The sequence below is a fragment of the Roseibium sp. ROS1 genome (assembly GCF_054658215.1).
The window spans coordinates 394,728-420,158 of record NZ_BAAGIG010000002.1 but is presented as its reverse complement, the minus strand read 5'-3'; the positions used below and the strand labels follow the sequence as shown (position 1 = coordinate 420,158).

At 59.6% G+C, this 25,431-nt stretch carries 24 protein-coding genes; 4 read left to right on the top strand and 20 right to left on the bottom strand.

From position 1 onward, the window contains the following. Nucleotides 1–605 precede the first annotated feature (605 nt). Entirely contained in the window at nucleotides 606–1,376 is a 771-nt protein-coding gene (locus ACYQ6M_RS10140) for a GntR family transcriptional regulator (RefSeq protein ID WP_460073615.1), read from the bottom strand. A 236-nt stretch (nucleotides 1,377–1,612) separates the two neighbouring features. On the opposite strand from ACYQ6M_RS10140, the gene ACYQ6M_RS10135 reads away from it, so the two are divergent. From ACYQ6M_RS10135 to ACYQ6M_RS10120, 4 genes are all read left to right on the top strand, one after another. Beyond that, nucleotides 1,613–2,590, top strand: coding sequence for a sialic acid TRAP transporter substrate-binding protein SiaP (locus ACYQ6M_RS10135; RefSeq protein WP_031268038.1), 978 nt, complete (start codon nucleotides 1,613–1,615; stop codon nucleotides 2,588–2,590). 17 nt (nucleotides 2,591–2,607) lie between these two features. Next, nucleotides 2,608–3,195 (top strand): TRAP transporter small permease, encoded by a 588-nt coding sequence (locus ACYQ6M_RS10130; RefSeq protein WP_168693363.1) that lies wholly within the window; start codon nucleotides 2,608–2,610, stop codon nucleotides 3,193–3,195. 13 nt (nucleotides 3,196–3,208) lie between these two features. Continuing rightward, nucleotides 3,209–4,486 carry a TRAP transporter large permease gene (locus ACYQ6M_RS10125; protein ID WP_022997640.1) on the top strand — a complete coding sequence of 426 codons (1,278 nt, stop codon included), beginning with the start codon at nucleotides 3,209–3,211 and terminating at the stop codon, nucleotides 4,484–4,486. Nucleotides 4,487–4,596: 110 nt separating this feature from the next. Next, the gene (locus ACYQ6M_RS10120; RefSeq protein ID WP_460073612.1) at nucleotides 4,597–6,009 is read left to right on the top strand and encodes a metallophosphoesterase; all 1,413 of its coding nucleotides are present in this window, start codon (nucleotides 4,597–4,599) and stop codon (nucleotides 6,007–6,009) included. Nucleotides 6,010–6,066: 57 nt separating this feature from the next. Here the strand turns inward: ACYQ6M_RS10120 and ACYQ6M_RS10115 are convergent, their stop codons facing one another. The 19 genes from ACYQ6M_RS10115 to ACYQ6M_RS10025 all read right to left on the bottom strand — a co-directional run bounded on the left by ACYQ6M_RS10115 (nucleotide 6,067) and on the right by ACYQ6M_RS10025 (nucleotide 25,393). Further along, nucleotides 6,067–7,128 carry an ABC transporter ATP-binding protein gene (locus ACYQ6M_RS10115; RefSeq protein ID WP_022997642.1) on the bottom strand — a complete coding sequence of 354 codons (1,062 nt, stop codon included), beginning with the start codon at nucleotides 7,126–7,128 and terminating at the stop codon, nucleotides 6,067–6,069. Nucleotides 7,129–7,140: 12 nt separating this feature from the next. Then, complete coding sequence (locus ACYQ6M_RS10110) at nucleotides 7,141–7,983, bottom strand: carbohydrate ABC transporter permease (protein ID WP_022997643.1); 843 nt, start codon at nucleotides 7,981–7,983, stop codon at nucleotides 7,141–7,143. Between the two features lie 9 nt (nucleotides 7,984–7,992). After that, complete coding sequence (locus ACYQ6M_RS10105; RefSeq protein ID WP_055659150.1) at nucleotides 7,993–8,925, bottom strand: carbohydrate ABC transporter permease; 933 nt, start codon at nucleotides 8,923–8,925, stop codon at nucleotides 7,993–7,995. Next, nucleotides 8,922–10,178: an ABC transporter substrate-binding protein gene (locus tag ACYQ6M_RS10100; protein WP_367020651.1), complete on the bottom strand. Its 1,257-nt coding sequence runs from the start codon at nucleotides 10,176–10,178 to the stop codon at nucleotides 8,922–8,924. The genes ACYQ6M_RS10105 and ACYQ6M_RS10100 overlap by 4 nt, the downstream gene beginning before the upstream one ends. A gap of 44 nt (nucleotides 10,179–10,222) precedes the next feature. Then, the gene (locus tag ACYQ6M_RS10095; RefSeq protein WP_022997646.1) at nucleotides 10,223–11,386 is read right to left on the bottom strand and encodes an aminotransferase class I/II-fold pyridoxal phosphate-dependent enzyme; all 1,164 of its coding nucleotides are present in this window, start codon (nucleotides 11,384–11,386) and stop codon (nucleotides 10,223–10,225) included. Beyond that, on the bottom strand, nucleotides 11,379–12,137 hold the full coding sequence (locus ACYQ6M_RS10090) for a FadR/GntR family transcriptional regulator (protein ID WP_228868926.1): 759 nt from the start codon (nucleotides 12,135–12,137) through the stop codon (nucleotides 11,379–11,381). The genes ACYQ6M_RS10095 and ACYQ6M_RS10090 overlap by 8 nt, the downstream gene beginning before the upstream one ends. 611 nt (nucleotides 12,138–12,748) lie before the next feature. After that, nucleotides 12,749–13,144, bottom strand: a complete 396-nt coding sequence (locus ACYQ6M_RS10085; RefSeq protein ID WP_022997649.1) for a RidA family protein — start codon at nucleotides 13,142–13,144, stop codon at nucleotides 12,749–12,751. A 100-nt stretch (nucleotides 13,145–13,244) separates the two neighbouring features. Further along, nucleotides 13,245–13,646 (bottom strand): acyl-CoA thioesterase, encoded by a 402-nt coding sequence (locus tag ACYQ6M_RS10080; protein ID WP_460073608.1) that lies wholly within the window; start codon nucleotides 13,644–13,646, stop codon nucleotides 13,245–13,247. Between the two features lie 3 nt (nucleotides 13,647–13,649). Continuing rightward, nucleotides 13,650–14,339, bottom strand: coding sequence for an ABC transporter ATP-binding protein (locus tag ACYQ6M_RS10075; protein ID WP_055659143.1), 690 nt, complete (start codon nucleotides 14,337–14,339; stop codon nucleotides 13,650–13,652). After that, nucleotides 14,336–15,085, bottom strand: a complete 750-nt coding sequence (locus tag ACYQ6M_RS10070; RefSeq protein WP_022997652.1) for an ABC transporter ATP-binding protein — start codon at nucleotides 15,083–15,085, stop codon at nucleotides 14,336–14,338. Before ACYQ6M_RS10070 ends, ACYQ6M_RS10075 begins: the two co-directional genes overlap by 4 nt. After that, entirely contained in the window at nucleotides 15,078–16,061 is a 984-nt protein-coding gene (locus ACYQ6M_RS10065; protein WP_168693374.1) for a branched-chain amino acid ABC transporter permease, read from the bottom strand. Before ACYQ6M_RS10065 ends, ACYQ6M_RS10070 begins: the two co-directional genes overlap by 8 nt. Next, complete coding sequence (locus ACYQ6M_RS10060) at nucleotides 16,058–16,978, bottom strand: branched-chain amino acid ABC transporter permease (protein WP_022997654.1); 921 nt, start codon at nucleotides 16,976–16,978, stop codon at nucleotides 16,058–16,060. Before ACYQ6M_RS10060 ends, ACYQ6M_RS10065 begins: the two co-directional genes overlap by 4 nt. A gap of 57 nt (nucleotides 16,979–17,035) precedes the next feature. Then, nucleotides 17,036–18,172 carry an ABC transporter substrate-binding protein gene (locus ACYQ6M_RS10055; protein ID WP_168687855.1) on the bottom strand — a complete coding sequence of 379 codons (1,137 nt, stop codon included), beginning with the start codon at nucleotides 18,170–18,172 and terminating at the stop codon, nucleotides 17,036–17,038. Between the two features lie 137 nt (nucleotides 18,173–18,309). Next, on the bottom strand, nucleotides 18,310–19,929 hold the full coding sequence (locus ACYQ6M_RS10050) for an AMP-binding protein (RefSeq protein ID WP_460073604.1): 1,620 nt from the start codon (nucleotides 19,927–19,929) through the stop codon (nucleotides 18,310–18,312). Nucleotides 19,930–19,932: 3 nt separating this feature from the next. Further along, nucleotides 19,933–21,087: an acyl-CoA dehydrogenase family protein gene (locus tag ACYQ6M_RS10045; protein WP_152511336.1), complete on the bottom strand. Its 1,155-nt coding sequence runs from the start codon at nucleotides 21,085–21,087 to the stop codon at nucleotides 19,933–19,935. After that, nucleotides 21,087–21,887 (bottom strand): enoyl-CoA hydratase family protein, encoded by an 801-nt coding sequence (locus ACYQ6M_RS10040; RefSeq protein ID WP_460073602.1) that lies wholly within the window; start codon nucleotides 21,885–21,887, stop codon nucleotides 21,087–21,089. Before ACYQ6M_RS10040 ends, ACYQ6M_RS10045 begins: the two co-directional genes overlap by 1 nt. Beyond that, nucleotides 21,877–22,359: a MarR family winged helix-turn-helix transcriptional regulator gene (locus ACYQ6M_RS10035; RefSeq protein WP_055659133.1), complete on the bottom strand. Its 483-nt coding sequence runs from the start codon at nucleotides 22,357–22,359 to the stop codon at nucleotides 21,877–21,879. The genes ACYQ6M_RS10040 and ACYQ6M_RS10035 overlap by 11 nt, the downstream gene beginning before the upstream one ends. Next, a complete protein-coding gene (locus tag ACYQ6M_RS10030; protein WP_209168903.1) occupies nucleotides 22,359–23,102 on the bottom strand; it encodes an SDR family NAD(P)-dependent oxidoreductase in 744 nt (247 codons plus the stop codon). Before ACYQ6M_RS10030 ends, ACYQ6M_RS10035 begins: the two co-directional genes overlap by 1 nt. Next, nucleotides 23,099–25,393 carry a bifunctional salicylyl-CoA 5-hydroxylase/oxidoreductase gene (locus tag ACYQ6M_RS10025; protein WP_022997661.1) on the bottom strand — a complete coding sequence of 765 codons (2,295 nt, stop codon included), beginning with the start codon at nucleotides 25,391–25,393 and terminating at the stop codon, nucleotides 23,099–23,101. The genes ACYQ6M_RS10030 and ACYQ6M_RS10025 overlap by 4 nt, the downstream gene beginning before the upstream one ends. Nucleotides 25,394–25,431 lie beyond the last annotated feature (38 nt).

Genomic DNA, 25,431 nt, shown 5'->3' with positions numbered 1-25,431 from the left:
TACCTATTTGATACCACTTGTCGACCTATTAGTTTGAAATCGTGAAAATCATTTTTCATAGGCCGAATCGCCCATTCACGCAGCTTATTGGTATTATATTGGATTTGTTTTTTCAGCCTTTCAGGCTCAGAGGTATTGTTTCGCCACGTTCAGCAAACACCGAAATCCGGCGGATTTCCGCCTGTCCGGTGTTGTCTTGTAAATAACTGGCATTACTCCAGCCGGAACAAATGCTTTGGCCCTCGTGCGAGCTGGTTTCTGCACAGGCCTGTCCTGCACGGTCGCGGGAGCTGTTCAGTCGAGGCCCCGCTTCAGAGATCAGGCATAACAATCTGTTTTCTAAAAGAAATAAGAACCAGCCGCTTGAAACAGGCCTCCACACCCAGACCCGTTTTCCGAAACCGACCCGGGCAACAGAGCACTTGAATGGTTGCGATTGAAAAAGAAATGGCGGATGCCGCCTGTGCCGCCGCGTCTTCCACAGTACAGACCCAAAAACTCGCCGTTCCTGGAGCGCAACAGTCGCGCCGGCTCACGCCACCTCGTTACCACCTGCCCCAACTGCCCGCCTTTTCCGATCGGGCCAGAGCCACAAACGGGCAGGCCTAATCCTTGTCGAACAGGAAATAGTCGGGCCACAGATCCTGAAAGGTGCCGATATCGATCTGAAGCTTGTTGAGATGGTTGTTCATATTGGCAACCGCAGCATCTGCATCGCCCTTTTCGATCGCTTCCAGAACAGCGGCATGTTCGCCGACGATCAGTTGCATCCGGCCTTCCTGCGGCAGCGTCAGCCTGCGGTAGCGCTCCACCTGCAGCCTGATCTTTTCGATCATGTTCCATATGCCCGGGTAACCGCTGGCTGCGGCGATACCGGAATGAAAGGCATTGTCCGCCTCGTGGAAGGCCTGTTCGTCGCCTTTGTCGGCCAACTCCTGCTCGCGCTGGACTATCGCCCGCAGCCCCATCAACTGGCTCTTGCTCGCCTTCATCGTGGCTTCGCGAACGCAGACTTCCTCCAGCGCTTTCCTCGCGACGATGGCCTCGCGCAATTCGGAAACGGGGATCCTGGCAACGAAGGTGCCGGACTTCGGGAAAACGTCGACAAGATTCTCTTCCGCCAACCGCAAGATCGCCTCGCGAACCGGTGTTCGGCTGATGCCGTATTTTTCGGTCAGGTCTTTTTCCGCCAGCGGCGAACCGGGTGGCAGCGTGACATTTATGATCGCGTTGCGCAGGTCCTGGTAGACGATTTCCGAGTTGCGGGCCACCCGTCTGGCGGTTCCGGAAGCAGCACCGCGTGGGGGTGCATTTTTCGCTCTCGGCTTGCGCGTCTTGCCTCCGGCAGAAGGCGTTTCATCCACTGATACGGCCATCGTCTTTCCTGAAACCAAGAGGTTCGAAGATCCAGCTCAACGGAGCCTATCTGCTTCGAATCCCTACAGTTTCTCCCCCTCTTTTCCGGTTTACTAGCAATCCAGCACAGGGATGACCAGCCGAATTCGTTTGCATTCCTACAATATGTCATATACGTAAAATAACTTGTATACCAGTTATACAAGATAGGCCGATTGAGTGGAGGAGCTCGACCCCGGCCGACGGGAGGACAGACATGATTGGAAGAACGATGAAGCGCGGCCTTCTGGCCGCCGCGATGACACTTGCCCTGGCGGGACAGTCCTGGGCCGCGGACCTGAAATGGGCGCATGTCTATGAGGAAGGATCTAGCTACCACAAATGGGCGCTGTGGGCCGCAGACCAGATCAAGGAAAAAACGGATGGCCGCGTGACCATCTCGGTCTACCCGGCCTCGTCACTCGGCAAGGAAGCAGAGATCAACGAAGGCCTGACCATCGGGTCCGTCGACATGATCTATACCGGGCCCAACTTCGCCGAACGCGATTACGGTCCGATCGCCATTTCCGACTATCCCTTCATGCTGAAGAACTATGATCACTGGAAGGCCTACCGGGACAGTGACCTCTTCAGCGACCTTTCCAATGGCTACAAGGAAGCGACCGGTCATACGGTGATGGCCATTACCTGGTACGGTTATCGCCATGTGACATCCAAGTTCCCGATCACCAAACCGGACGACATGAAGGGTCTGAAGATCCGCGTGCCGGATTCGCCGCTGATGGTGCTGTTCCCGAATGCGGTTGGCGCCAACCCGACACCGATCGCCTTTTCCGAAGTGTATCTGGCGTTGCAGCAGGGCGTTGTCGACGCCCAGGAAAACCCTCTGCCGACGATCAAGTTCAAGAAGTTCTACGAGGTCCAGTCCAACATCAATCTGACCGGCCATATCGGCAATTCGCTGATCATCGTCGTTTCCGAAAACGCGATGGGGCAACTGGGGGACGATGCGGCCACCGTGGACGCAGTTCTGAAGGAAGCCGCCGCGCAAAATGCGGACGAGATCTATCAGTCGGAACAGGACCTTGTGCAGTGGTTCGTTGATCAGGGCATCCAGATAAACGAAGTCGACAAGGCTGCTTTCCAAGCTGCTGTCGAGCCGATCCTGACCGATGAATCCAAGGTTCCCTATACCCAGGAACACTACGAGCGGATGCAGGCTCTCGCTCAATGACGCAAAGCAACGATGCCGTGGCTGACCAAACGAAACAGGCCACCGCACAAACGGAGCAAGGGCGCGCGGACGGCGCGCCCGAACTGCTTCACTTTGACGAGACCGAAACCGACCTCAGCGCGCTGAAATGGATCGATGCCCCCGGCATTCTGGTCTTCTGGGTCCTTGCCGTGGTCGTTTTCCTCCAGTTCTTCACTCGCTATGTGCTGAACGATTCCCTCGCGTGGACCGAGGAAGTGGCCCGTTATCTGCTGATCCTGGTCTGCTTTCTTGGCGCAATCACCGCGACGCGGCGTGGTGCGCATATCACGCTCGAGTTTCTGATGCGCATGGTGCCACCGCGTCTTGCGAAAAGTCTGACCGTTCTGTCGCAGACGATCACGCTCGGTTTTTTCGCCTCCATGACCTGGATCGGTATCGAACTGACCCAGAAAACCCGGCAGAAGATGATTTCCCTGCCGATTCCGAAGGCATGGATCTACACGATCTGCGTCGTCGCTCTCGGACTGATGGCGTTCTATTCCGCCATCTGGCTGTGGCGCCGCCTTCGCCAAAGCCCCGAAGACCTCGTCCGCTCGCTGGACGACCACCTGCCAACCGATTGAAGAGTTTTCGCCGATGGCCGTCCTGTTCATGATGATGCTGCTGTTCGCCCTGATGATCATCGGGGTGCCAGTCGCAGCCGCCCTCGCCCTCGCCTCGCTCGCCTTCGTGCTGATGGAAGGCCTGCCGCCGATGATCGTGCTGGCAAACATGGTCAACGGCATTAATTCGTTTCCGCTGATCGCGGTTCCCTTCTTCATCCTTGCCGGCAACCTGATGAACTCCGCAGGCATCACGACCCGCATCTTCGCCTTCGCCCGCGCGGCGGTCGGCTGGATGCACGGCGGACTGGGTCATGTGAATGTCGGCGCGAGTGTCATCTTTGCCGGCATGTCAGGGGCCGCCGTGGCGGATGCGGGAGGTCTCGGCAACATCGAGATCAAGGCCATGCGGGACAGTGGTTACGATACGGATTTCGCGGTCGGCATCACAGCTGCCTCTTCCACTATCGGGCCGATCATTCCTCCGTCTTTGCCGCTGGTTATCTACGGCGTCATCGCGGACGCTTCCATCGGCCAGCTTTTCATGGCCGGCATCGTTCCCGGGCTCATGATGGCACTGGCCCTGATGGTGATGGTTGCCTGGTACTCCCGGCAGAGGAATTATCCGCGCGATCTCAATTTCCGCTTTTCGCGGCTTGGCCAGACCTTTCTCGACGCCCTGCTTCCCCTCATGACACCGACGATCATCATCGGCGGCATCATGTTCGGTATTTTCACTCCGACGGAAGCGGCGATCGCTGCCGTCGCCTGGTGCATTTTTCTGGGTGTCGGCGTCTATCGGACGCTGAATTTCAGAAAGATCCTCAAGGTTTCCTTCGAGACGGTGGAGACGACCGCAGCCATCATGCTGATCGTGGCCGCTTCCACGATTTTCGCCTGGATCTTGACGGCCAACCAGACCGCACGCCATTTTTCCGAGCTGATGGTCGCATTGACGGACAACAAGGTTGTTCTGCTACTGATCATCACGTTGATCGTGCTGGTGATCGGCCTGTTCATGGAAACAATTGCCGCCATCACCATTCTGACGCCGGTACTGCTTCCGGTGGCCGTCGGCCTGGGTATTGATCCGGTCCATTTCGGGATCATCATGATCCTGAACCTGATGATCGGCCTTCTGACGCCCCCGGTCGGCATGGTGCTTTACGTGCTTTCAAAAGTGGCGCAAGTGCCTTTCGAGCGATGCGTGACGGCAACGGCTCCCTTCCTCGTCCCGCTGATCACGGTGCTGCTGTTGCTGACTTTCGTTCCGGCCTTTTCGATGTGGCTGCCGACACTGGTCTACCGGTAGGCGCAAATCGGCTCAATTTTCGGAAGTGCGGTTCACATCCATTTACCGGTGCCGTGTTTGACTGTGCCAATATTCCGCAAGGGAATTTTTGGCACAGCTAGGGGGCCGGAATGTTCGACAGGTTAGCCATTGCTTTTGCGACGCTTGCAGCTGCGTCCTTGCCGCTCACAGGCGCCCAGGCCCAGTCCACGGAACCGGTGTTCTACCCGGGAACGAACGAGGGTCTGTTTCTGATCGTCACCGACATCCACTTCGACCCGTTCAGTGATCCGGCCCTCGTGCCGGCACTGGACAAGAGTCCAGTCTCCGAGTGGACGGAAATTTTCAAGGGAGCCGCCGAAAGCATCAACAGTTACGGCAATGATGCCACCTACTCGCTGATGGTCTCCGCCCTGGATGCGGCGGCAGCCCAAGGCATGACCTACGACTACGTGCTCTATACCGGCGACTACCTGAGCCACCACTTCAATGACACCTACCAGAAGACAGCGGGCGACAATCCGCAGGGCGTGACCTCGTTTGCCATCAAGACCACGCAATATGTTTCCCAGCTTCTGGGCGATACGTTCGGCAACATCCCGGTCTATGGCGTTCTGGGCAACGAAGATTCAGCCTGCGGTGACTACCAGCTCGCTCCCGACAGTGCATTTCTCGAAGGTGTCGGCGAGCAGTGGGCGAAGCTGAGCCGTCAACCGGGCGGATTCCAGGCGTTCAAGCACGACGGCTTCTACAAGGTTACGCATCCAACGGTGCCGGATCAGGACATCATCGCCCTCAGCAACGTCTACTGGGCAAAACACTATTCGGATGCCTGCAATACCAATGGCGGCGATCCTGGAAAGGACGTCATGACCTGGCTGGATGAGCAGCTTGCCGAAACGCAGCAGGCCGGCCGCAAGGCGCAGCTACTGATGCATGTTCCACCAGGCGCCGATGCCCGCGATACGGCGCGCCATGCAGACAAGGAGACGTGTGAGGCCAGTATCCACCTCTTCTGGCAGGAGCATTACCTCACGGACTTTCTGGAGCTGATGTACAAATATGCCGGCACCGTCGACTACACGTTTTCCGGCCACACGCATATGGACGGCTTCACTGTCATCAATGATGCTTCGGGTGAACCGTTGATTGCGAACCAGATAACGGCATCGGTCAGCCCTGTTTTCGGCAACAACCCGGCCTTTGCGGTCTTTCTATACGACAAGACCAGCGGCGCGGTGAAGGACTCGGCGACCTTCTATCTGACGAACCTCGAAGCTGCCGCCGCCGGTGCAAAGCCGGACTGGCAGCTCGAATATGACTACCGCTCCACCTATGCGGTTCCGGACCTGTCCGCCGCCAGCCGGGCTTCACTCGCCAAGACGCTTCAGAACGACGAGCCATTGCGCCAGCGGTTCAGTAATCTCTATGCCGTTCAATCAGCGACCCCGGAAATCGATCCCGTCAATTGGCAGGCATATGGCTGCGCACTCGATGCCACAAGCCTGGACGCCTACAAAACCTGCCTCTGCAGCAGCAACTGACCGTGCGCGCACTATTTAATCAGCCTGAGCAAGCGTGGGGTTTAGCTCCCCACGCACTCAGGCTGCCAGGCGTCGGCCTTCAGCATCGAACAGATGTGTCTTATCGAGATCCAGCGCGATGCCGACCGGATCACCGGATTTCAGCGCGAAATGCCCGTGCTCGCGCACCAGGACCTGACCGATGCCCGGCACACTTGCGTGAATGTTGGTGTCCGAGCCCAGATGCTCGACCAGTTCGGCCGTTCCGGAAATATGAGCGACGTCTTGGGCGACGATGTTGAGATGTTCCGGACGGACCCCCAACTCCCTTGCAGCTGCTTGCCCGTTGCTCAACCCAAGGCCGAGGCTGGCGCCGTTCTTCAGTGCAACGCCACCGTCCTTCGGTTCGATATCGAGGATGTTCATGGTCGGAGACCCGATGAACTGGGCAACGAACTTGTTGGCAGGGGTGTCGTAGAGCTCCAGAGGCGTGCCCACCTGCTGGATGTCGCCGGCATTCAGGACCACGATCCTGTCGGCCAGCGTCAGGGCTTCCACCTGGTCGTGGGTCACATAAATCATCGTCGACTTCAGACGCTGGTGGAGCCGGGCGATTTCCAGGCGCATTTCGACACGCAGTGCCGCATCGAGATTGGACAGCGGCTCATCGAACAGGAAGGCGCTTGGATCACGGACGATTGCTCGGCCCATGGCGACACGCTGGCGCTGCCCGCCTGAAAGCTGCTTGGGCAGGCGTGCTGTCAGATTGCTCAGGCCAAGTGTCCTGGCAGCTTCCTGCACCTTGCTTACACGCTCCTCGTTGGCCGCTTTGCGGATTTCCAGCGAGAAGCCCATGTTCCGCGCCACATCCATATGCGGATAAAGCGCATAGGACTGGAAAACCATGGCCATGTCACGATCACGGGGCGGCACTTCGTTCATGCGTTTGCCGTCTACCGTGAAGTCGCCTCCGGAAATCGGTTCCAGGCCGGCGATCATGCGCAGCAGCGTGGACTTGCCGCAGCCGGACGGGCCGACCAATACGATGAATTCGCCATCATCGATGGAGAGGTTGATATCGCGCATCACCTCGACGGAGCCATAGGCCTTGGCGATGTTCTTGAGTTCGATACGAGCCATGGTCTGGGTCTCCTACCCCTTGACGGCGCCAGAGGTAAGCCCCTGGACCAGATAGCGCTGGATGAAGATGAAGAACAGGCAGGACGGCACCAGTGCGAGCACGCCGGCGGCCATCATCTGCCCCCAGTCGACAGAGAACTTCGAAACGAAAGTCAGAAGCCCGACGGGGAAGGTCATGGTGTCGTTGGAGTTGATCAGCATGAGTGCGAAGAGCAGCTCGCTCCAGGCGGCGGTAAAGACGAAGCCCAGCGTCGCCCCAAGCCCCGGAAGCGTCAGCGGCAGAATGATTTTCCTGAGCGCTTCGAAGCGGCTGCAACCGTCAATCATGCCGGCCTCCTCCAGATCCTTCGGAATGCCGTCAAAGAAGGACTGCATCAGGAAGGTGGCGAAGGGAATGTTGAAGGCCGTGTAGACGATGATCAGGCTGGTAAGCGAGTTCAGCAGGCCGATCGCTGCAACGATCTTGTAGATCGGGGCAATGATCATCAGAAGCGGAAACATCTGGGTGATCAGCATCAGGGCGATGATCAGCCGTTTGCCGCGAAAATCGAACCGCGAGAAAGCGTATCCGGCAGCCGCCGCAATCGCCGTGGTGATGGCCGCGGTGCCAATGGACACGATCACGCTGTTCTTGAAATAGGACAGGAAATCCGTTGCGATCAGAACGGTCTGGAAATTCTCGAAGGTAAACTCGCTCGGAAAGAGCGCCGTCCCTTCCGTGAAGATCAGCTTGTCCGGCGTGATCGCGATCTTGACGAGCCAGTAGAGCGGGAAAAGCGCAAAGGCGACGTAAAACGCCAGAGCCAGATATTTTCCAGTAACCGCCAGAGGCGAGCTATTACGAAGCGCACTCATCGAAGCACCTCAGATCTTGACCAGTTTCCGGCGCAGCACCAGCAGGATTGCCGCATAGATCAGCAGCAGACCCAGGAGCGCGACCGCGATTGCGGAGGCATAGCCGAAATCGAGTTTCCGGAAGGCTGTTGTGAAAATGTAGGTCGACAGGATCTGCGTCGAGTTTGCAGGCCCGCCGCCGGTCATGACGAAGATGAGATCGGCGAAATTCGCGATCCAGATCGTCCTCAGCATGACGGTGATTGCGATCATCGGTGCCAGGAACGGCAGCGTAATCTTGGTGAAGGTCTGCCAGGCGGTCGCGCCATCAATTTCCGCAGCCTCGTAAAGCTCGCCCGGGATGGACTGCAGCGCAGCCAGCAGCGTGATGGCGAAGAAGGGAATGCCGAACCAGACGTTTGCGGTCACAGGTCCCCACATGGCCAGGTCCTTGTCACCCAGGATATTGAACGGCTCCGAAAGGATCCCGAGAGCGGCCAGCCAGTGCGGCAGTGGTCCGATGGTCGGGTTGAAGAGCCAGGCCCAGGTGAGAGCCGACAGGAACGTCGGTACGGCCCAGGGCAGAAAGACCAGTGCCTGAACAATGCGCTTGCCGTGGAACTGAGTGTTCAGCAGCATCGCGAGGCCAAGTCCCAGGAAGAACTGGAAGAAAATCGACCCGAGCGTCCACCAGAACGTGTTGGTGAGCGCCAGCCAGAACTTCCGATCAGACCACAGGGCCTCGAAGTTGGCGAAGCCGACCCAGCCCGACTGGAACGGGCGCAGCAAATTGACGGCCTGGAAGGCATAGGAAACGCCGATCACCAGCGGCACCAGCATCACCAGGGCAATCAGCACGATTGCCGGGGTCAGGTAGAGATAAGGCTCCACCATGTAACGGAAGTAGAAGGTGGGCCGAGCCCGGGATTTTTTCCCGGGCACGGCAGTGTCGATCGTGGTCATTGCGCGGCTTTCCAGCGGCCATATTCTTCCGTCAGGAACTCGGCCCATTTGTCGGCCACTTCCTGTGCGGAGATTTCACCCAGGAGGGCTTCCTGGCTGGATTCCAGGGCGATGGAGTCCGCGAAGTAACCGAACTGCTCCAGATAGGTCGGCATGACCGTCGGGATGTACTGGTCGCCGTTCAGGGTGTCGAACCAGCCCTTGAACTGCTCGGTCTTGAAGTACGGATCCTGCTCGGCACCTTCATGGATCGGAATGACGCCAACGCGCTTCGCCCATTCCTTGTTGGTTTCCGGGCTGGACAGATGCGCAATCAGCTTCCACGAAAGGTCTTCGTTGCTGGTCGTGTCGAACATCGCCCAACCGGCGAAACCGATGGTCGGGAAAGCCTTGCCGGCCGGACCGACAGGCATCGGAACCACAGCGAAGTCTTCCGGCGCCATACGCTCGGCAACCGCGATCAGCGCATCCGGGTCCTGATCGAGGAACGCACAGGTTCCCGAATAGAAGCCGGCCACGATCTCGTTGAAGCCCCAGCTGACGGAATCCTTCGGGGCATAGCCGTTCTGGTACATGTCGATCAGGAACTGGATGCCTTCGACGGAACCCGGCTGGTTGAGCGTGCTCTTGCCATCGGCGTCAAAGAAGGTGTTGTCCCCGTTCATGGTGGCGGCCATCATGATCCAGCCGTTGAGCCCACCAGGTCCGCCCCGGAGACAATATCCGTATTTTCCGTCCAGTTCGGAAACGGCCTTGGCCGCATCCATGAATTCCGCCATCGTGCTCGGCGGATTTTCGACACCGGCTTCCGCCAGCAGCTTCTTGTTGTAGAACATGGCACGCAGATAGAAGCCGTAAGGGATCATCCGTGCCGTCTTGCCGTCGGTCTGGCGGCCCATGTCCAGGGTTTTCTGGGTCAGCGTGCCACCATATTCCCAACTTGCGATCTTGTCGTTCAGATCGACCAGCCTGTCCTTGTAGATGCCCGCCCAACGGTCCGGCATTTCAACGACATCGGGAATGTCGCCACCGGCCACCATGGTTGCCAGCTTTTCAAAGGCCTGGCCCCAGGGCAGCGAGACGATTTCTACTTCCGTGCCCGGGTTGGCAGCCTCGAAGGCGTCCACTTGCTTCTGCAGTACTTCCGTGCGCTCCGGGCTGGTGATCACTTCCACCAGCTTCAGGGTTTCCGCGCTCGCTGCCGAGCCTGCCAGAAACGCCAATGCGCTAATTGCTCCTATCAGTCCCCTCATGGTTCAACTCCGCTTCTTTCAGGTTTGGTTTGAATTGCGCCGTCTTATGTCCGGGCGCTTTTGCTCAGGGCCGCCTCGAAGTCGGCCCAAAGATCGTTGGGGTCTTCCAACCCCAGGCTGAGGCGTACGATCCGGTCGGACACGCCAAAGCGTTGCATTGAATTCTGCTCGCCCGCCTGGTTGAGGCCGATGCGTGTCGGCAGGATGAGGCTTTCGAAACCACCCCAGCTCACGCCAAGGCGGAACAGCTTCAGGCTGTCGGCAAGGTTCGGAATGTCGACGTTGTCGTTCAGCGCGACGGACAACAGGCCCGAGCGGCCGGTCAGACCGGGCACGATGTTCGGACCGGGCGAATGCACCGCGCTGACATGCGGGTGGCTCGCCAGCCGGTCAACAAACAGGTTCGCGGTCGCCTGGTGCTGGCGCATGCGCGGGCCGAGGGTGCGCAGTCCCCGGGTCAGCAGAAAAGCCTCGAATGGCGCAAGCTTGCCGCCGAGCAGCGGCAGGGTCAGGTCCCGGATACGGTCGATCAGGTCCTGGCGTGCCACCACCACGCCGGCAACCGTGTCGGAATGGCCGGACAGGTACTTGGAGGCAGAATGCAGAACAATGTCGATGCCGAGGGTCAGTGGGCGCTGGAAAAGCGGTGTTGCCCAGGAGTTGTCGATTACGGTGATCGTGCCGTGCTTTTTCGCATGTGAGGCGACAAGTCCGAGATCCAGCGTCTTGAAGACGACAGAGGTCGGGCTTTCCAGATAGGCGAGCTTCACGCCCTTAAGCAGATCCGGATCCGACTGGAACTCCTCAATTGAATGATAGGTAACCCCGACGCCAAACGGGCGCAGCATACGCTCGAACAGGCGATAGGCATCCGGATAGACATGCTCGATGCAGGCAATTCGGTCACCCGGCTTGACGAAGGCAAGAACGGTGGAGGAGACCGCTGCCATGCCGGACGCAAAACCGACAGCAGCTTCGCCCTCTTCCGCCTGGGCCATCAGCTTTTCAAAGGCAGCCACAGTGGGGTTCTGAACCCGTGTATAGAGCGGCTCGTTGGAGCGGCCCGCCATCCGGTCTTCGAAGGCCTTGTAGTTGTCGAAGGTGAAGAGAGACGTCTGCACGATCGGCGGCGCCACAGCGCCTCCTGTCTCGGCAGCAGCCGCCAGCAGCGTCTCGATCGAATATCCACCCGGCACAGCGTCAGCCATCGTGTTCCTCTGAAATTTTCTGGGTTTCGGCACAGACCATATCGATGATCATCTCGGTCAGTTCCGCTGCCTTGTCCTCGTCACCGGCGATGATCGCGTCGGCGAGTGGGCGGTGCAGCGGGATGGTGTCCTGGCCGAGATGCGGCTTGCCGAACGGTGTTTCGTAAATGTCGTGAAAGGCTTTCTGGATCTGTTCGATGAACTGCCTGAACAGGGGATTGCCGGTCGCATCGTGAACGGCGTTGTGAAACCGATGGTCGGCCGGGCGCCAGTCTTCACCGGCTTCGAACACAGCCATCAGTTCCGCCGCCCGGGCATTGATGATGCGGCGCTGGTCCGGCGTTGCGGATCTCGTTGCGATACGCACCGATTCGATTTCCAGAGGCCGTCGAACCTGCTGCATTCGCAACAGGCTCTCGGCTTCATGTTTGATGGTGAGGGCCACGCGCAGTGTATTGGTTGATATTTCCGCGATGAGCCTTGTGCCGGCTCCTTTGTTGCGGCTGACGACGCCCATGCTTTCCCAGGTCTTGAGCGTCTCGCGAATAGTCGACCTGCCAAAGCCGAGACGGCGCACAAGCTCCAGCTCCGGCGGCAGACGATCCCCGATCTTGAGGCCTTCCTGCTCGATGAGGCTGATCAGGGCTCGCGGCACATCCCGCGGCTCACTCGCTGCTGCAGACCCCGTTTCCGGTTTCGGCTGTTGTGCATTTTCCGGCATGGACAGATGTCGACCTTCTTTGTTTGCCATCTCACGTTACCACTTTGTCTGACATTGTAAACACTTTGTCTGACATAATTTTCAGACAAAGCGCCATCCCGTTTAAATAATTGTTTTATTGAATGAATTTTGCAATCTCGCGAAAAGCACCAGCCACTGCAGCTCCACGCCTCTCACAACAATCACCCTCACCATCGTCATCCCGGCCAAGCAACGCGCGAACCGGGATCGGAGAGCCGCTGGCAGCGGCGGCAAGTCCCGTTGCCCTATCGACAGGCCCCGGCTCCCCGGTCCCGGATCTTCGCTGCGCTCTGTCCGGGAAGACGAATTCGAGGTGGGAGATTATCCAAAGGGCAGCCAGCTGAGCTGCCCAGCGCTTCTCACAACTATCAAACTCACCGCCGTCATCCCGGCCAAGCAACGCGCGAGCCGGGATCGGGGAGCCGCTGGCGACGGCGGTGGCCCGCCTCCTATCGACAGGCCTCAGCTTCCCCGGTCCCGGATCTGCGCTGCGCTCCGTCCGGGAAGACGAAATCGAGGTGGGAGATTGTCCCGAAGACGGCCTGTCGCGGAGGCTGTAAACAAAAGCCCGGCACGAGGTGCCGGGCTATAGATAGCGCAACGGAAATATTCTCTGCCGGTCAGCCGACCTGGGCGGTTGCCTCGATCTCGATCAATGCATCGTCCTCGATGAGCCCGGCCACCACGACGACCGACATGGCCGGGAAGTGCCGCCCCATCACCCGACGGTAGGCTTCACCGACTTCTCTCTGCCGGGCAAGATATTCGCGTTTGTCCGTAATGAACCATGTCAGGCGGGCGATATCGGTCACGGCTCCACCGGCGGCCTCGACAATGGCCACAATGTTGGCGAGCGTCTGTTCCATCTGGCCGACGAAGTCACTGGTTTCAAAGACCTGGTCCTTGTTCCAGCCGATCTGGCCGCCGATATGGAGCGTCTTGCCCTCCGTCAACATGCCGTTTGCATAGCCTTTTGCCGGGGCCCAGCCGTCGGGTTGAATGCTTTTGACCGTCATTGATCCTGACTTTCCTTGTCTTCCGGATCAGCTGAAAATCAATCCGACTGGATTGAACTCTCAAGGCTGATCGCTCCCTACCTGTTGAACCAGTCGGCGCTCAAGCGAGTGCCGACTGGTCCAGAAATCGTTGTTTTACCTGTTCCGGCCATGGCTCCGGTTTGCCGCTGTTGTCCACGTTGACGATGGTCAGCTCGGTCTGGAAGCGCACCTCGCCATCGCATTGCGCGCTGATTGCGATGCCGCAACTGGTTCGGCCAACCTTGGTCACGTTCAAGCCGAGCACCAGAAGATCGCCCAGTTTGCTCGGAGCCATGAAACGCGTACGGATTTCCGCAGTCGGTACGGCTCCCACCTTGTGAATGTCCTTGAACGGCCATTCGAGGACCTTGTCGAAAAAGGCTTCGACACAATCGTTCATCATCTCGAAATAGCGGGGATAGAAGACAATCCCCGCCGGATCGCAATGCTTGAACAAGATGGGTTGCTCGAACCGGAACATCACTCAAACTCCGATGTACTTGGCAGTGACGTCGTCGGTCAGAGCATCAATACCGCCAGTCCAGACGGATGTGCCGCGTTCCAGGATCGTCGCCCGGTCGCAAACCTGGCGCAGTTCCTTGATCGACTTGTCGATGACGAGGATCGCGAGCCCCGTTTCCGCCTTCAACTGACGGATCACGGCCCAGATTTCCTGGCGGATGACAGGGGCCAGACCTTCGGTCGCTTCGTCCAGGATCAGCAGCTTCGGGTTGGTCATCAGGGCTCGGCCAATGGCGAGCATCTGCTGTTCGCCACCCGACAGCGAACCCGCCCGCTGGCCGCGCCGTTCACCAAGCCGCGGAAACATGCCGATGACGCGTTCGAAGGTCCAGTCGCCGCGCCGAGCCGCCGCGATCAGGTTTTCCTGAACGCTCAAGGTGCTGAAACAGCGACGGCCTTCCGGAACAAGGCCCAGTCCCAACCGGGCAGCCTTGTGGCTCGGCAGGCGGGCAAGGTCATGACCGGCAAATGTCAGCGAGCCTTGCGCGGAGAGCATCCGGCAAATGCATTTGACCGTGGTCGACTTGCCCATGCCGTTGCGGCCGAGCAGTGCCAGCACTTCGCCCTCGCCGATTTCCAGATCCACGCCGAAAAGTGCCTGGCTGGCGCCATAGGAGGCCGTCACGTTGGACAGTGTCAGAAGACTGCTCATGCTTCGTCTCCCAGGTAAGCTTCCTTGACGGCGGCGTTGGACCGGATTTCATCGACCGTGCCGGTGGCAATCACCTCGCCGTACACCAGCACACTGATACGGTCTGCCAGCGAGAAGACCGCGTCCATGTCGTGTTCGACGAGAAGGATCGGCGCTTCGTGCCGGAGCTGATCGAGAAATCCGGTAAGCAGCTTCGAGCCTTCAGAGCCCATGCCTGCCATGGGTTCATCCATCACAAGCGCCTTTGGTTTCTGCGTCAGCGCAACGGCCACTTCCAGCTGACGGCGCTGACCGTGACTGAGCTCCGCCGTGCGCATGCGTGCCTGGTCCAACAGGCCGACACGGGCGAGCGCTTCTTCGGCGGTTTCACGCAAGGAGGTGTCCCTGGTCACGTTGGAGAAGAACCTCCAGGGCCGACCGCTGGCGCCCAGTGCCCCGAGCAGAACGTTCTGGAGAACCGTGTCTTCCATGGCCAGCGAGGAGATCTGGAAGGTACGCCCCAGGCCGGCACGCGCGCGGGCGCGTGTCGGCTGATGCGTGACGTCCCTGCCCAGCAGGCGAACCGACCCGGCATCAGGCCGCAGTGTTCCGCAAATCTGCCCGATCAGGGTGGACTTGCCGGCACCATTGGGACCGATGATCGCGTGTATCTCGCCAGGCTTCAGGTCGATGGAGATGTCACGGCTGGCTCGCAAGGCGCCAAAGCTCTTGGAAATGCCGTTTGTTTGCAGGACAGCATCAGTCATGAACAGCCTCCCGTCCGCAAATCATGCCAATCACACCGCCCTTGCCGAAGAGCACGATGACCAGAAGCAACAGCCCCAGGTAGATGTGCCAGAAGTCGCTCAAGGCTCCGAGCCAGTGCTCCAGCGCAACAAAGACCAGCGCACCGACCACAGGCCCGAAAAGCCGTCCGACCCCACCGATGATGATGAAGATCATGATCTCGCCACTGGTTTGCCAGCTGAACATCGTCGGACTGACGAAACGGTTGAGGTCCGCAAACAGCGCTCCCGCAAGACCCGTGATTGCGCCGGAAACAACGAAGGCAACGAGCTTCAGCCGCACCGGGTCCAGACCTGCGGTCTCCACACGAACGGGAACCTGCCGGGCAGCATTGAGAGCAAGACCAAATGGAGACCCGGACAGCCGCCATGCAAACAGCAGCACAAGGCACAAAAGCCCCAGGCAAAGCCCGTAGAACTGGATTGGGTCCAGCGTATTGAGCCCCGGAAATCCGTTGCGGACATAGATCGACAGTCCGTCCTCTCCGCCATATTCCGCCCAGGAAATGGCAAAGAAGAAGAACATCTGGCCAAAGGCCAGCGTGATCATGATGAAGTAGACCCCTGCCGTTCTCAAGGACAGAATCCCGATCACCAGCGCAGCCAGGGAAGACACCACGACGGCCACAAGCCAGATCACCGGCATTGACTTCGTGCCTTCGATCAGGAATGGCCACTCGGTGAGCGCGGTATAGTTCTGGGCATGGTAGGCGAGGATACCCATGGCATAACCGCCGAGGCCGAAGAAGACCGCGTGACCGAGACTGACCAGCCCGCCAAGGCCGAGCGCGATGTTGAGGCCAACGGCCGCGATCGCAAAGACGACGGCACGCGTCATCAGCGTAATGGTGAAGGGTTCATCCGCCGAGATCGCCCAAAAAGGGATCGCGACGAAGAGCGCCAGCGTCAGCGCATTGAGATAGCGTTCCCGGATCATGCGCGCGCTCCGAACAGACCGGCAGGACGCAGGATCAGCACCGCAGCCATGAGGATATAGATCGCCATGGAGGCGAGCGAGGATCCGACGGACGTGGCTGTCGACGGATCAAGGAACAGCTTCAGGATTTCCGGCAGGAAGATGCCGCCGAGCGTATCGGTCAATCCGACCAGGATCGCGCCCACAAGCGCCCCCTTGATGGAGCCGATGCCGCCGATGACGATGACGACGAAAGCCAGGATCAACACCGGTTCCCCCATGCCGACCTGCACCGACTGGATGGCACCGACCAGGGCGCCGGCAAGTCCTGCCAGAGCAGCGCCAAGCGCGAAGACGATGGTATAGAGCCGCGCAATGTCGATGCCGAGGGCCGCGATCATCTCGCGGTCATTTTCCCCTGCCCTGATCTGCACACCGAGACGCGTTCTGGAAATCAGCATCCAGAGACCGAGCGCCACGGCAAGGCCGACGGCAATCAACGTCAGCCGGTAGAGAGGATATTCGATGCCGCCCGGCAACGTGACCGGACCGGACAGGAATTCCGGCACGTCGAGAAACAGCGGAAAGGAACCGAAGATCCAGCGCGTTCCTTCGGAGAAGATCAGGATCAGCGCGAATGTCGCCAGCACCTGATCCAGATGATCCTTGGCGTAAAGCCGGCGGATGACCACCAACTCGACCAAGGCGCCCGCGATGGCAGCACCGGCAAGTGCCGCCACGAGGCCCAGCAGAAACGATCCGGTTGCAGCCGCAACAGCCGCCGCGCAGAACGCCCCGATCATGTAAAGCGAACCATGGGCAAGGTTGATCAAACCCATGACGCCGAAGATCAAGGTCAGCCCGGCGGCCATCAGAAACAGCATGATGCCGAATTGCAGGCCGTTCAGAACCTGCTCTATGAGCAATATCAGTGACATGAGTACCCCGCCCCTTTGGCCGGCGCGGTTTCCCGCACCGGCTTTTGGGTCAATACCTTACATGTTGCACTCGGACCAGTAGGCATCCGCATGGCTGGTCAGCGCCTTGCCGATGATCTTGTTGGTGTAGACGTCACCTTCCTTGATGACTTCGCGGACGTAGATGTCCTGGATCGGGTGATGGTTCGGACCGAACTTGAAGCCACCACGAGTGGAAGCGAAATCAGCTTCTTCCAGCGCCGCGCGGAACGCATCAGCATCCTTCACGTCCGCCTTGGCCATGGCCGACAGCAGCAGATTGGCGGTATCGAAGCCCTGCGAAGCGTAAAGCGACGGCAGGCGGCCGTACTCGGCCTGGAAGCTCTCAACAAAGGCCTTGTTGGCCGGGGAGTCGATGTCCTTGCTCCACTGGCTGGTGTTCTTGACACCGAGCGCCGCATCGCCAACGGCCTGCAGAATGCCCTGATCGAAGGAGAAAGCAGGTCCGATGACCGGCAGGTCGACACCGGAGTCCTTGTACTGCTTCAGGAAGGAGATCCCCATGCCGCCCGGCAGGAAGAAATAGACACTGTCTGCACCGGAGGCACGGATCTGCGCGATTTCAGCTGCGTAGTCGGTCTGACCCAGCTTGGTGTAGATTTCGCCCGCGAACTCGCCCTTGTACATGCGCTTGTAGCCGGTCAGCGCGTCCTTGCCGGCCGGGTAGTTCGGCGCAAGCAGGAAGCTGTTCTTCAGGCCTTCGAAATTGGCATAGGCGCCGGCAGCTTCATGCAGGTTGTCGTTCTGCCAGGCGACGTTGAAATAGTTCGGGTGGCAGCCCTTGCCGGCCAGCGCGGAGGGGCCTGCGTTCGGCGACAGGTAGAACTTGCCCTGCGCGGTTGCTGACGGCACCACGGCCATGGCGAGGTTCGACCAGATGATTCCGGTCAGGACGTCCACCTTTTCCGACTGGATCATCTTGTCGGCCAGCTGCACGGCGATGTCCGGCTTCTGCTGATCGTCCTCGACCACCACTTCCAGATCCGTGTTGCCGGCCTGTTTAACAGCCAGCATGAAGCCATCGCGCACATCGATGCCAAGGCCTGCACCACCACCAGACAGAGTGGTAATCATGCCGACCTTCACCGGTTCCGCGTTGGCGCTGGAAAGGCCGAGTGCGAGAGCGGCTGCGGCCGCCATTGTTACAAATTTCATATGCTGCTCCTCTTGGTCTTGTGACCTGCTATTCCCATTCGTTTTTTTTAGTTTGGACCGCCGTGCTTCGTTATTGCGGCACGGTCAGCAAGGGGCTTGTCTTTTTAGTGTCCCGCGTGCCCCACGCGAGGGTCTGGTCAGGCGTCCGGACGCAGCCGGAAGCGCTGGATCTTGCCGGTTTCAGTTTTCGGCAAGGCGTCTGCAAAGATGATCGAGCGTGGATACTTGTACGGCGCAATCGTCGCTTTAACGTGATCTTTCAATGCCTTGGAAAGGTCGTCTGAGGCTTCGTACCCAGCAGCAAGAACCACATGGGCCTGCACGATGGAGCCGCGCTCCTCATCCGGCGCACCGATGACGGCACATTCCTGGACAGCAGGGTGCGCAAGCAGTGCCGCCTCCACTTCCGGGCCTGCAATGTTGTAGCCGGCGGAGATGATCATGTCGTCATTGCGGGCGGCAAAGTGCAGATGGCCGTCCTCGCTCATGGAAAAGCTGTCACCGGTGATGTTCCAGCCATCCACCACGTACTGCCCTTGGCGATCATCCGCCAGATAGCGACATCCGGTGGGACCGCGCACTGCAAGACGCCCCACTTCACCGGGAGCGACGTCCTTGCCGTCCTGATCGAGGATCCTGACTTCGTATCCGGAAACGGGTTTTCCGGTGCAGGCAGGCTTGTGGTCGTCGAAGCGGTTGGAAATGAAGATATGCAACATCTCCGTAGCGCCGATCCCGTCCAGCATGGGCTTGCCGGTCTTGGCCATCCAGGCGTCATAAACGGGACCCGGCAGAGTTTCACCGGCGGAGACCGCAGCGCGTAGCGAGGAAAGGTCAGCCCCCTCTTCCATGGCCTGCAGCATCACGCGATAGGCGGTCGGTGCGGTGAAGCAGACGGTTGCCTTATATTTCTCGATGATCTCGATCATGTTCGGCGGCGTCGCGCTTTCCAGTAGCGTGGCTGCAGCGCCGAACCGCAGCGGGAAGATTGCAAGCCCCCCAAGACCGAAAGTGAAGGCCAAGGGTGGTGAGCCGACGAAGACATCGTCCGGTGTGACACCCAGAACTTCCTTGGCATAGCCGTCGGCAATGATCAGCAAATCCCGGTGGAAGTGCATCGTGGCCTTGGGCGTACCAGTGGAGCCGGACGTGAAGCCCAGCAGGGCGACGTCATCGCGTCCGGTCGGGACAGCGTCATAGAGCACGGATTTTTCCAGCGCGAGCCGGTCCAACTCCGCATCATGGTTTGACGTGCCGTCGAAGCCAATCACCTTCTTCAGGAAGGATGATGTCTTGGCACAGGCGACCATCTCGTCCATGAGACGCGTGTCGCACAGTGCAAACTCGATTTCCGCCTTGTCGACGATCTTGGAAAGTTCGCCCGCGCGCAGCATGGGCATCGTGTTGACGACAACGGCACCGGCCTTGGTTGCGGCGAGCCAGCAGGCGACCATTGCCGGGTTGTTGGCGGAACGGATAAGCACCCGGTTGCCCGGCTTCACACCAAGATCTTCGGTGAGTGCATGCGCCAGCCGGTTGGTCCAGTCCGCAAGTTCCTTGTAGGTTCGGCGGCGGCCATTCCCGATCAGAGCGGTGTGATCCCCCAGTCCCTGTTCCACCATCCTGTCGGTAAGCTCGACGCCTGCATTGAGACGTTCGGGATACTGAAACCCATCGAGCAGGAAATCGGGCCAGCTGTCTTCCGGCGGCAGGTTGTCCCGGGTAAAGGTATCGACGTGTGCGGAGGGACCAAGCATGGATCAGTCTCCCTGAAAGGCGCCAAGGGTCTGGCGCGCGATGATGATCTTCTGAACGTCCGACGCACCCTCGTAGATGCGCAAGGCACGGATTTCTCGATAGAGCTTTTCGACCTGCATGCCCGAGCGAACACCATCGCCACCGTGAAGCTGCACGGCCTTGTCGATGACCTTCTGTGCCTGGTCGGTGGCAAAGAGTTTTGCCATGGCGGCTTCCCGCGTCACGCGAGGGGCGCCACTGTCCTTGGTCCAGGCGGCACGGTAAATCAGCAGGGCTGCGGCATCGACATCCAGCGCCATGTCCGCGATATGTCCCTGCACCAGCTGCAGGTCGAACAGCGGAGAACCCTGGATTTCGCGTGTCGTCACCCGTGAAAGCGCTTCATCCAGCGCCCGGCGGGCAAAGCCCAGGGCGGCGGCGGCGACGGTCGAGCGGAAAATGTCCAGGACAGACATCGCAATCCTGAACCCCGCGCCCGGCGTGCCGATCATGTTCTTTTTCGGAATGCGGCAGCCGGTGAAACGCAGTGTGGCAAGCGGATGGGGCGCAATTGTTTCCAGGCGTTCGACAACCTCGAAACCTTCAAGGTCAGGCGTCACGATGAAGGCCGACAAACCCTTTGCGCCGGGTGCTTCGCCGGTTCTTGCAAAAAGCGTGTAGACGTCGGCGATACCACCGTTGGAAATCCAGGTCTTTTCGCCGTCGAGCACATAGGCATCGCCATCGTCGGTGGCGGTCATGGTCGAATTGGCAACGTCGGAACCGGACTGAGGTTCGGTCAACGCGAAGGCGGAGATCGCCTTGCCGGTACGCGTCTGCGGAAGCCACTCGGCTTTCTGCTCGTCCGTTCCGAACAGGGAAATTGCACCGGTTCCGAGTCCTTGCATGGCAAAGGCAAAATCCGCCAGGCCGTCATGACGGGCCAGCGTTTCGCGAATGAGGCAGAGGCTGCGTACATCCAGCTTGCCGTCCGGGGCACCGCTGTGCTGCAGGAAGCCTGCATCACCGAGCGCTGTCACCAGATGACGGCAGGCTGCGTCCGTGTCCGAATGGTCAACATGAGCCAGATGCGATCCTGCCCAGATCTCCAGTTCTTCAGCGAGACGCCAGTGCTTTTCTTCGAAGAACGGCCAGTGGAGGAAAGATTTATCCGACATCAGTCGCCCTCGAACACCGGCTTTTCTTTTTTCACGAAGGCTTCGTAAGCCCGGCGGAAGTCGTTGCCCTGCATACAGATCGCCTGCGCCTGGGCTTCCGCCTCGATGGCCTGATCCAGGCCCATGGACCACTCCTGCGCCAGCATGGTCTTGGTCATGGAGTTGGAGAAGGTCGGTCCGGCAACAATACGGCCGGCCATATCCATGGCCGCCTGGTCCAGCTCACCCGCCGGCACCACCGCGTTGAAGAACCCCCACGCATGACCTTCCTCGGCCCTCATCGAACGGCCGAGATAAAGCAGCTCCGCCGCACGGCCCTGCCCGATGATACGTGGCAGGATCGCGCAAGCACCCATGTCGCAACCGGCAAGGCCGACCTTGTTGAACAGGAAGGCAACCTTGGCCTCCGGTGTCGCAACGCGCAGATCGGACGCCATGGCCATGATGGCACCAGCACCGGCGCAAATGCCGTCGACCGCGGATATGATCGGCTTGCCGCAGTTGAGCATGGCTTTCACCAGATCACCGGTCATGCGGGTGAAGGCCAGGAGCTCCTTCATGTTCATCTTCGTCAGCGGGCCGATGATATCATGCACGTCGCCACCGGAGCTGAAGTTGCCGCCGTTCGGGAGGATCACCACTGCATGGACATCATCCGAATAAACGAGATCCCGGAACCAGTCGCGCAGCTCGGCGTAGCTTTCGAACGTCAGCGGGTTCTTGCGTTCAGGGCGGTCGAGCGCGATCCGCGCAATGCCGTTCGCGATCTCACATTTGAAATGCGTCACGTCACTTCGCATTTCCGCTCTCCTCTTGGCTTTGACGTTTCAGGACCAGATCGAGGCGGCTCGAAAGCGCCGCGATATCTTCCGCCGACCAGCCGTCCAGCAGTTCGTCGATCCAGGTTTCGTGATGGGTTGCAAGTTCCTCGAAGGCGGCTCTGCCCTTCGGCGTCAGACGGGCCACCTGGGCTCGCCGGTCACCTGGAACGGCGACACGCAGGGCCAGACCTTCCTCGGTCAGCTTGTCGACAATGCCGGTGACATTGCCGTTCGACACCTTCAGGAACGTGGACAATTCCGACATTTTCAATCCGTCGGGAAAGCGGGCGAGCGCCGACATGACGTCGAACCGCGGCAGCGTCGTGCCATGCTGGTCACGCAGGTTCCGACGGATCTCGGCTTCGATGCCATTGACGGATTTCAACAGCTTCAGCCACAGGCGCAAACGCGTCTTGGACAGGGCTTCCTGTTTCGCTGCGGTTTCCGCCATCACAGCTCTCCTCCCGAAAGTGTCAGCGCGTGACCGTTGATGGACACCGCGCCATCAGAACACAGATAAAGCGCAGCTTCGGCCACTTCCGACACCTGGATGAAGCGTCCCTGTGGATTGTCCGCTTTCAGGCTGTCAGCCGCGGCTTCCCGGCTCATGCCGGTCTTTTCGACAATCGTGTCGATGGAGCGATGCAGCATCGGCGTCTCGATGAAGCCGGGGCAAATCGCATTGACGGTGATGCCGGTTCTGGCCAGTTCCCGCGCCAGCGAGCGCGTCAGCCCGACGACAGCATGTTTGGCGGCGCTATAAGCGCTTACATAGGGATAACCCCGCAGCCCGGCGGTGGAAGCTATTGCGATCATCCTGCCCCAGCCGCTCGCCTTCATGTCCGGCAAAACGGCCTGCCAGACATTCGACACGCCGAAGAGATTGACCGCCAGCATGGCCTGAAAGTCTTCCGCCGTGGTGCGGGCAAAGGGTTTGCTGCTGGCAGCCCCTGCGTTGGCGACCACGACATCAACCGGACCATTGACCGTCCGGGCGGCAGCAACGGCTGCCTGGACAGCCTGCGCATCGGTTACATCGCATACCTGGTACGGCAGCTTCTGTTCGGCAAGGCTTGCTTCCGTCCTGCCGAGAATGGTGACCTTTGCGCCTTTTTCAGCGAAGAGGTGGGCACAGGCGGCACCGACGCCACTGCCGCCACCGGTAACAAGGATATGGCGGCAAGCGACACTCATACCTTCAACATCTCCGCTTCCCGATCGGCCAGACGCCACATCTGGTCGCGGCCCGCGAGATACGGCAACGGCCAGTCGGTGGCGTTCCGGTCACCGATCTTGGCAGCTTCATGCAGCGTCCAATACGGATCCGCCAGATGCGGACGGCCGACGGCAACAAGATCCGCCCGGCCCGCCATAAGGATCGAGTTGGCGTGGTCTGCCTCGTAGATATTGCCGACAGCCATGGTCGGCAGCCCGCCCTCGTTGCGGATACGGTCTGAGAACGGCGTCTGGAACATGCGGCCATAGACCGGACGCGCCTTCGGGGTTGTCTGACCCGCGGAGACGTCGACCAGATCGACGCCGGCATCACGGAAGCGGCGAGCTATCTCGACCGCATCGTCCGGCGTGATGCCTTCCTCGCCCACCCAGTCGCAGGCAGAAATTCGAACAGACATCGGCTTGTGATCAGGCCAGACAGCGCGCATGGCGTTGAAGACCTCCAATGGCCAGCGCATGCGGTTATCCAATGACCCGCCGTATTCGTCCGTCCGTGCGTTGGACACCGGCGAAATGAAAGACGACAGCAGGTAGCCGTGAGCCGCATGAAGCTCGATCATGTCGAAGCCGGCGCGCTCAGCCATTTCGGCTGCGGCAACGAACTCCGCCTTGATCGCGTCCATCTCGGCAAGTGTGATCTCGCGCGGCACGGCATTGCCGTCTGACCAGGGGATCGCGGACGCGGAAACAAGTTCCCAGTTGCCGTCGTGAAGCGGCTTGTCCATGCCTTCCCAGCCGATCCGCGTGGAGCCCTTGCGGCCGGAATGGCCGATCTGGCAACAGATCTTGGCATCTGTTTCGGCATGCACGAAATCGGTCAACCGTTTCCAGGCTGCCTCGTGTTCTGGCGCATAGAGCCCCGGACAGCCTGGCGTGATCCGACCCTCGGCACTGACGCAAGTCATCTCGACAAAGACGAGACCCGCCCCGCCCTTGGCACGCTCGGCGTAATGGACCATGTGCCAGTCGGTCGGCGAACCATCAACGGCCTTGTACTGCGCCATCGGCGAGACGACGATGCGGTTCTTCAACTCCATCTCGCGCAGTTTGAACGGCGTGAACATGGGTGCGCGCACGGGAGAATTCGGGGAAACGCCGGCCTGGTTCATGAACCAGCGCTCGGCAGATTCCAACCATTTCGGATCCCGCAGACGCAGGTTCTCGTGGCTGATGCGCTGGGAACGGGTCAGCATGGAATAGTTGAACTGGACCGGATCGAGATGGAGATAACGCTCGACGTGTTCGAACCATTCCAGCGAGTTGCGTGCTGCCGACTGCAGACGCAGCACCTCCAGGCGCCGGTCTTCCTCGTAGCGCTTGAAAGCAGCGGCCATATCCGCTTCGGTGTGCAGGTATTCCGCGAGCGCAATTGCCGATTCAAAGGCAAGCTTGGTGCCGGAACCGATGGAAAAATGCGCCGTTGCGGCAGCATCGCCGAGCAGAACCACATTCTCGTGGCTCCACTTCTCGCACAAGACACGCGGGAAGCGGATCCAGGCGGAGCCCCGGATATGCTTGGCGTTTGTCATCAGCGGATGGCCGCCAAGGTGATCCTTGAAGATTTCCTCGCAGGTCCGGATGCTGTCTTCCTGGCTCATTTCGCCAAAGCCGAAAGCGTCAAAGGTTTCCTGCGTGCACTCCACGATGAAGGTCGCCGTTTCATCATCGAACTGGTAGGCGTGCGCCCAGACCCAGCCGTGTTCTGTTTCCTCGAAGATGAAGGTGAAGGCATCGGCAAATTTCTGATGCGTGCCGAGCCAGACGAACTGGCACAGGCGCTGATCGATGTCGGGTTTGAACGTGTCCTGATAGAGCGTGCGGGTCTTGGAATTCAGACCGTCGCTGGCCACTACGAGATCGTAGTCCTTGCGATAATCCTCGGCGCTGTCGACTTCGGTTTCGAACTTCAGGTTGATGCCGAGCTCGCGGGCGCGCTCCTGAAGGAGCAGCAGCAATTTCATGCGACCGATGCCGCAGAAACCATGCCCGGTGGAGACGAGACGCTCTCCACGCATGTGAAGGGCAATGTCGTCCCAATAAGCGAAATTCTCGCCGATGGCCTTGGCGCTGACGGCGTCGTTCACCGCAAGGTTCTGAAGGGTCTCATCGGAGAGCACCACGCCCCAGCCGAACGTATCGTCGGCGCGGTTGCGCTCGATCACGTCGATCTCGTGGGATGGGTCTCGCAGTTTCATCGAGATGGCGAAATAGAGACCGGCAGGTCCCCCGCCCAGACAAGCAATCCGCATACGAACCTCCCCTGCTGTGGTATGCTCAGCGAACCACA

Coding starts and splice junctions, on each gene's coding strand:
- ACYQ6M_RS10135 (WP_031268038.1), top strand. CDS start 1,613: ATGATTGGAAGAACGATGAAGCGCGGCCTTCTGGCCGCCGCGATGACA.
- ACYQ6M_RS10050 (WP_460073604.1), bottom strand. CDS start 19,929: ATGCTTGGTCCCTCCGCACACGTCGATACCTTTACCCGGGACAACCTG.
- ACYQ6M_RS10125 (WP_022997640.1), top strand. CDS start 3,209: ATGGCCGTCCTGTTCATGATGATGCTGCTGTTCGCCCTGATGATCATC.
- ACYQ6M_RS10095 (WP_022997646.1), bottom strand. CDS start 11,386: ATGGCTGACGCTGTGCCGGGTGGATATTCGATCGAGACGCTGCTGGCG.
- ACYQ6M_RS10110 (WP_022997643.1), bottom strand. CDS start 7,983: ATGAGTGCGCTTCGTAATAGCTCGCCTCTGGCGGTTACTGGAAAATAT.
- ACYQ6M_RS10045 (WP_152511336.1), bottom strand. CDS start 21,087: ATGTCGGATAAATCTTTCCTCCACTGGCCGTTCTTCGAAGAAAAGCAC.
- ACYQ6M_RS10140 (WP_460073615.1), bottom strand. CDS start 1,376: ATGGCCGTATCAGTGGATGAAACGCCTTCTGCCGGAGGCAAGACGCGC.
- ACYQ6M_RS10035 (WP_055659133.1), bottom strand. CDS start 22,359: ATGGCGGAAACCGCAGCGAAACAGGAAGCCCTGTCCAAGACGCGTTTG.
- ACYQ6M_RS10055 (WP_168687855.1), bottom strand. CDS start 18,172: ATGAAATTTGTAACAATGGCGGCCGCAGCCGCTCTCGCACTCGGCCTT.
- ACYQ6M_RS10100 (WP_367020651.1), bottom strand. CDS start 10,178: ATGAGGGGACTGATAGGAGCAATTAGCGCATTGGCGTTTCTGGCAGGC.
- ACYQ6M_RS10065 (WP_168693374.1), bottom strand. CDS start 16,061: ATGATCCGGGAACGCTATCTCAATGCGCTGACGCTGGCGCTCTTCGTC.
- ACYQ6M_RS10025 (WP_022997661.1), bottom strand. CDS start 25,393: ATGCGGATTGCTTGTCTGGGCGGGGGACCTGCCGGTCTCTATTTCGCC.
- ACYQ6M_RS10070 (WP_022997652.1), bottom strand. CDS start 15,085: ATGACTGATGCTGTCCTGCAAACAAACGGCATTTCCAAGAGCTTTGGC.
- ACYQ6M_RS10085 (WP_022997649.1), bottom strand. CDS start 13,144: ATGACGGTCAAAAGCATTCAACCCGACGGCTGGGCCCCGGCAAAAGGC.
- ACYQ6M_RS10040 (WP_460073602.1), bottom strand. CDS start 21,887: ATGCGAAGTGACGTGACGCATTTCAAATGTGAGATCGCGAACGGCATT.
- ACYQ6M_RS10075 (WP_055659143.1), bottom strand. CDS start 14,339: ATGAGCAGTCTTCTGACACTGTCCAACGTGACGGCCTCCTATGGCGCC.
- ACYQ6M_RS10120 (WP_460073612.1), top strand. CDS start 4,597: ATGTTCGACAGGTTAGCCATTGCTTTTGCGACGCTTGCAGCTGCGTCC.
- ACYQ6M_RS10080 (WP_460073608.1), bottom strand. CDS start 13,646: ATGTTCCGGTTCGAGCAACCCATCTTGTTCAAGCATTGCGATCCGGCG.
- ACYQ6M_RS10030 (WP_209168903.1), bottom strand. CDS start 23,102: ATGAGTGTCGCTTGCCGCCATATCCTTGTTACCGGTGGCGGCAGTGGC.
- ACYQ6M_RS10115 (WP_022997642.1), bottom strand. CDS start 7,128: ATGGCTCGTATCGAACTCAAGAACATCGCCAAGGCCTATGGCTCCGTC.
- ACYQ6M_RS10060 (WP_022997654.1), bottom strand. CDS start 16,978: ATGTCACTGATATTGCTCATAGAGCAGGTTCTGAACGGCCTGCAATTC.
- ACYQ6M_RS10105 (WP_055659150.1), bottom strand. CDS start 8,925: ATGACCACGATCGACACTGCCGTGCCCGGGAAAAAATCCCGGGCTCGG.
- ACYQ6M_RS10090 (WP_228868926.1), bottom strand. CDS start 12,137: ATGGCAAACAAAGAAGGTCGACATCTGTCCATGCCGGAAAATGCACAA.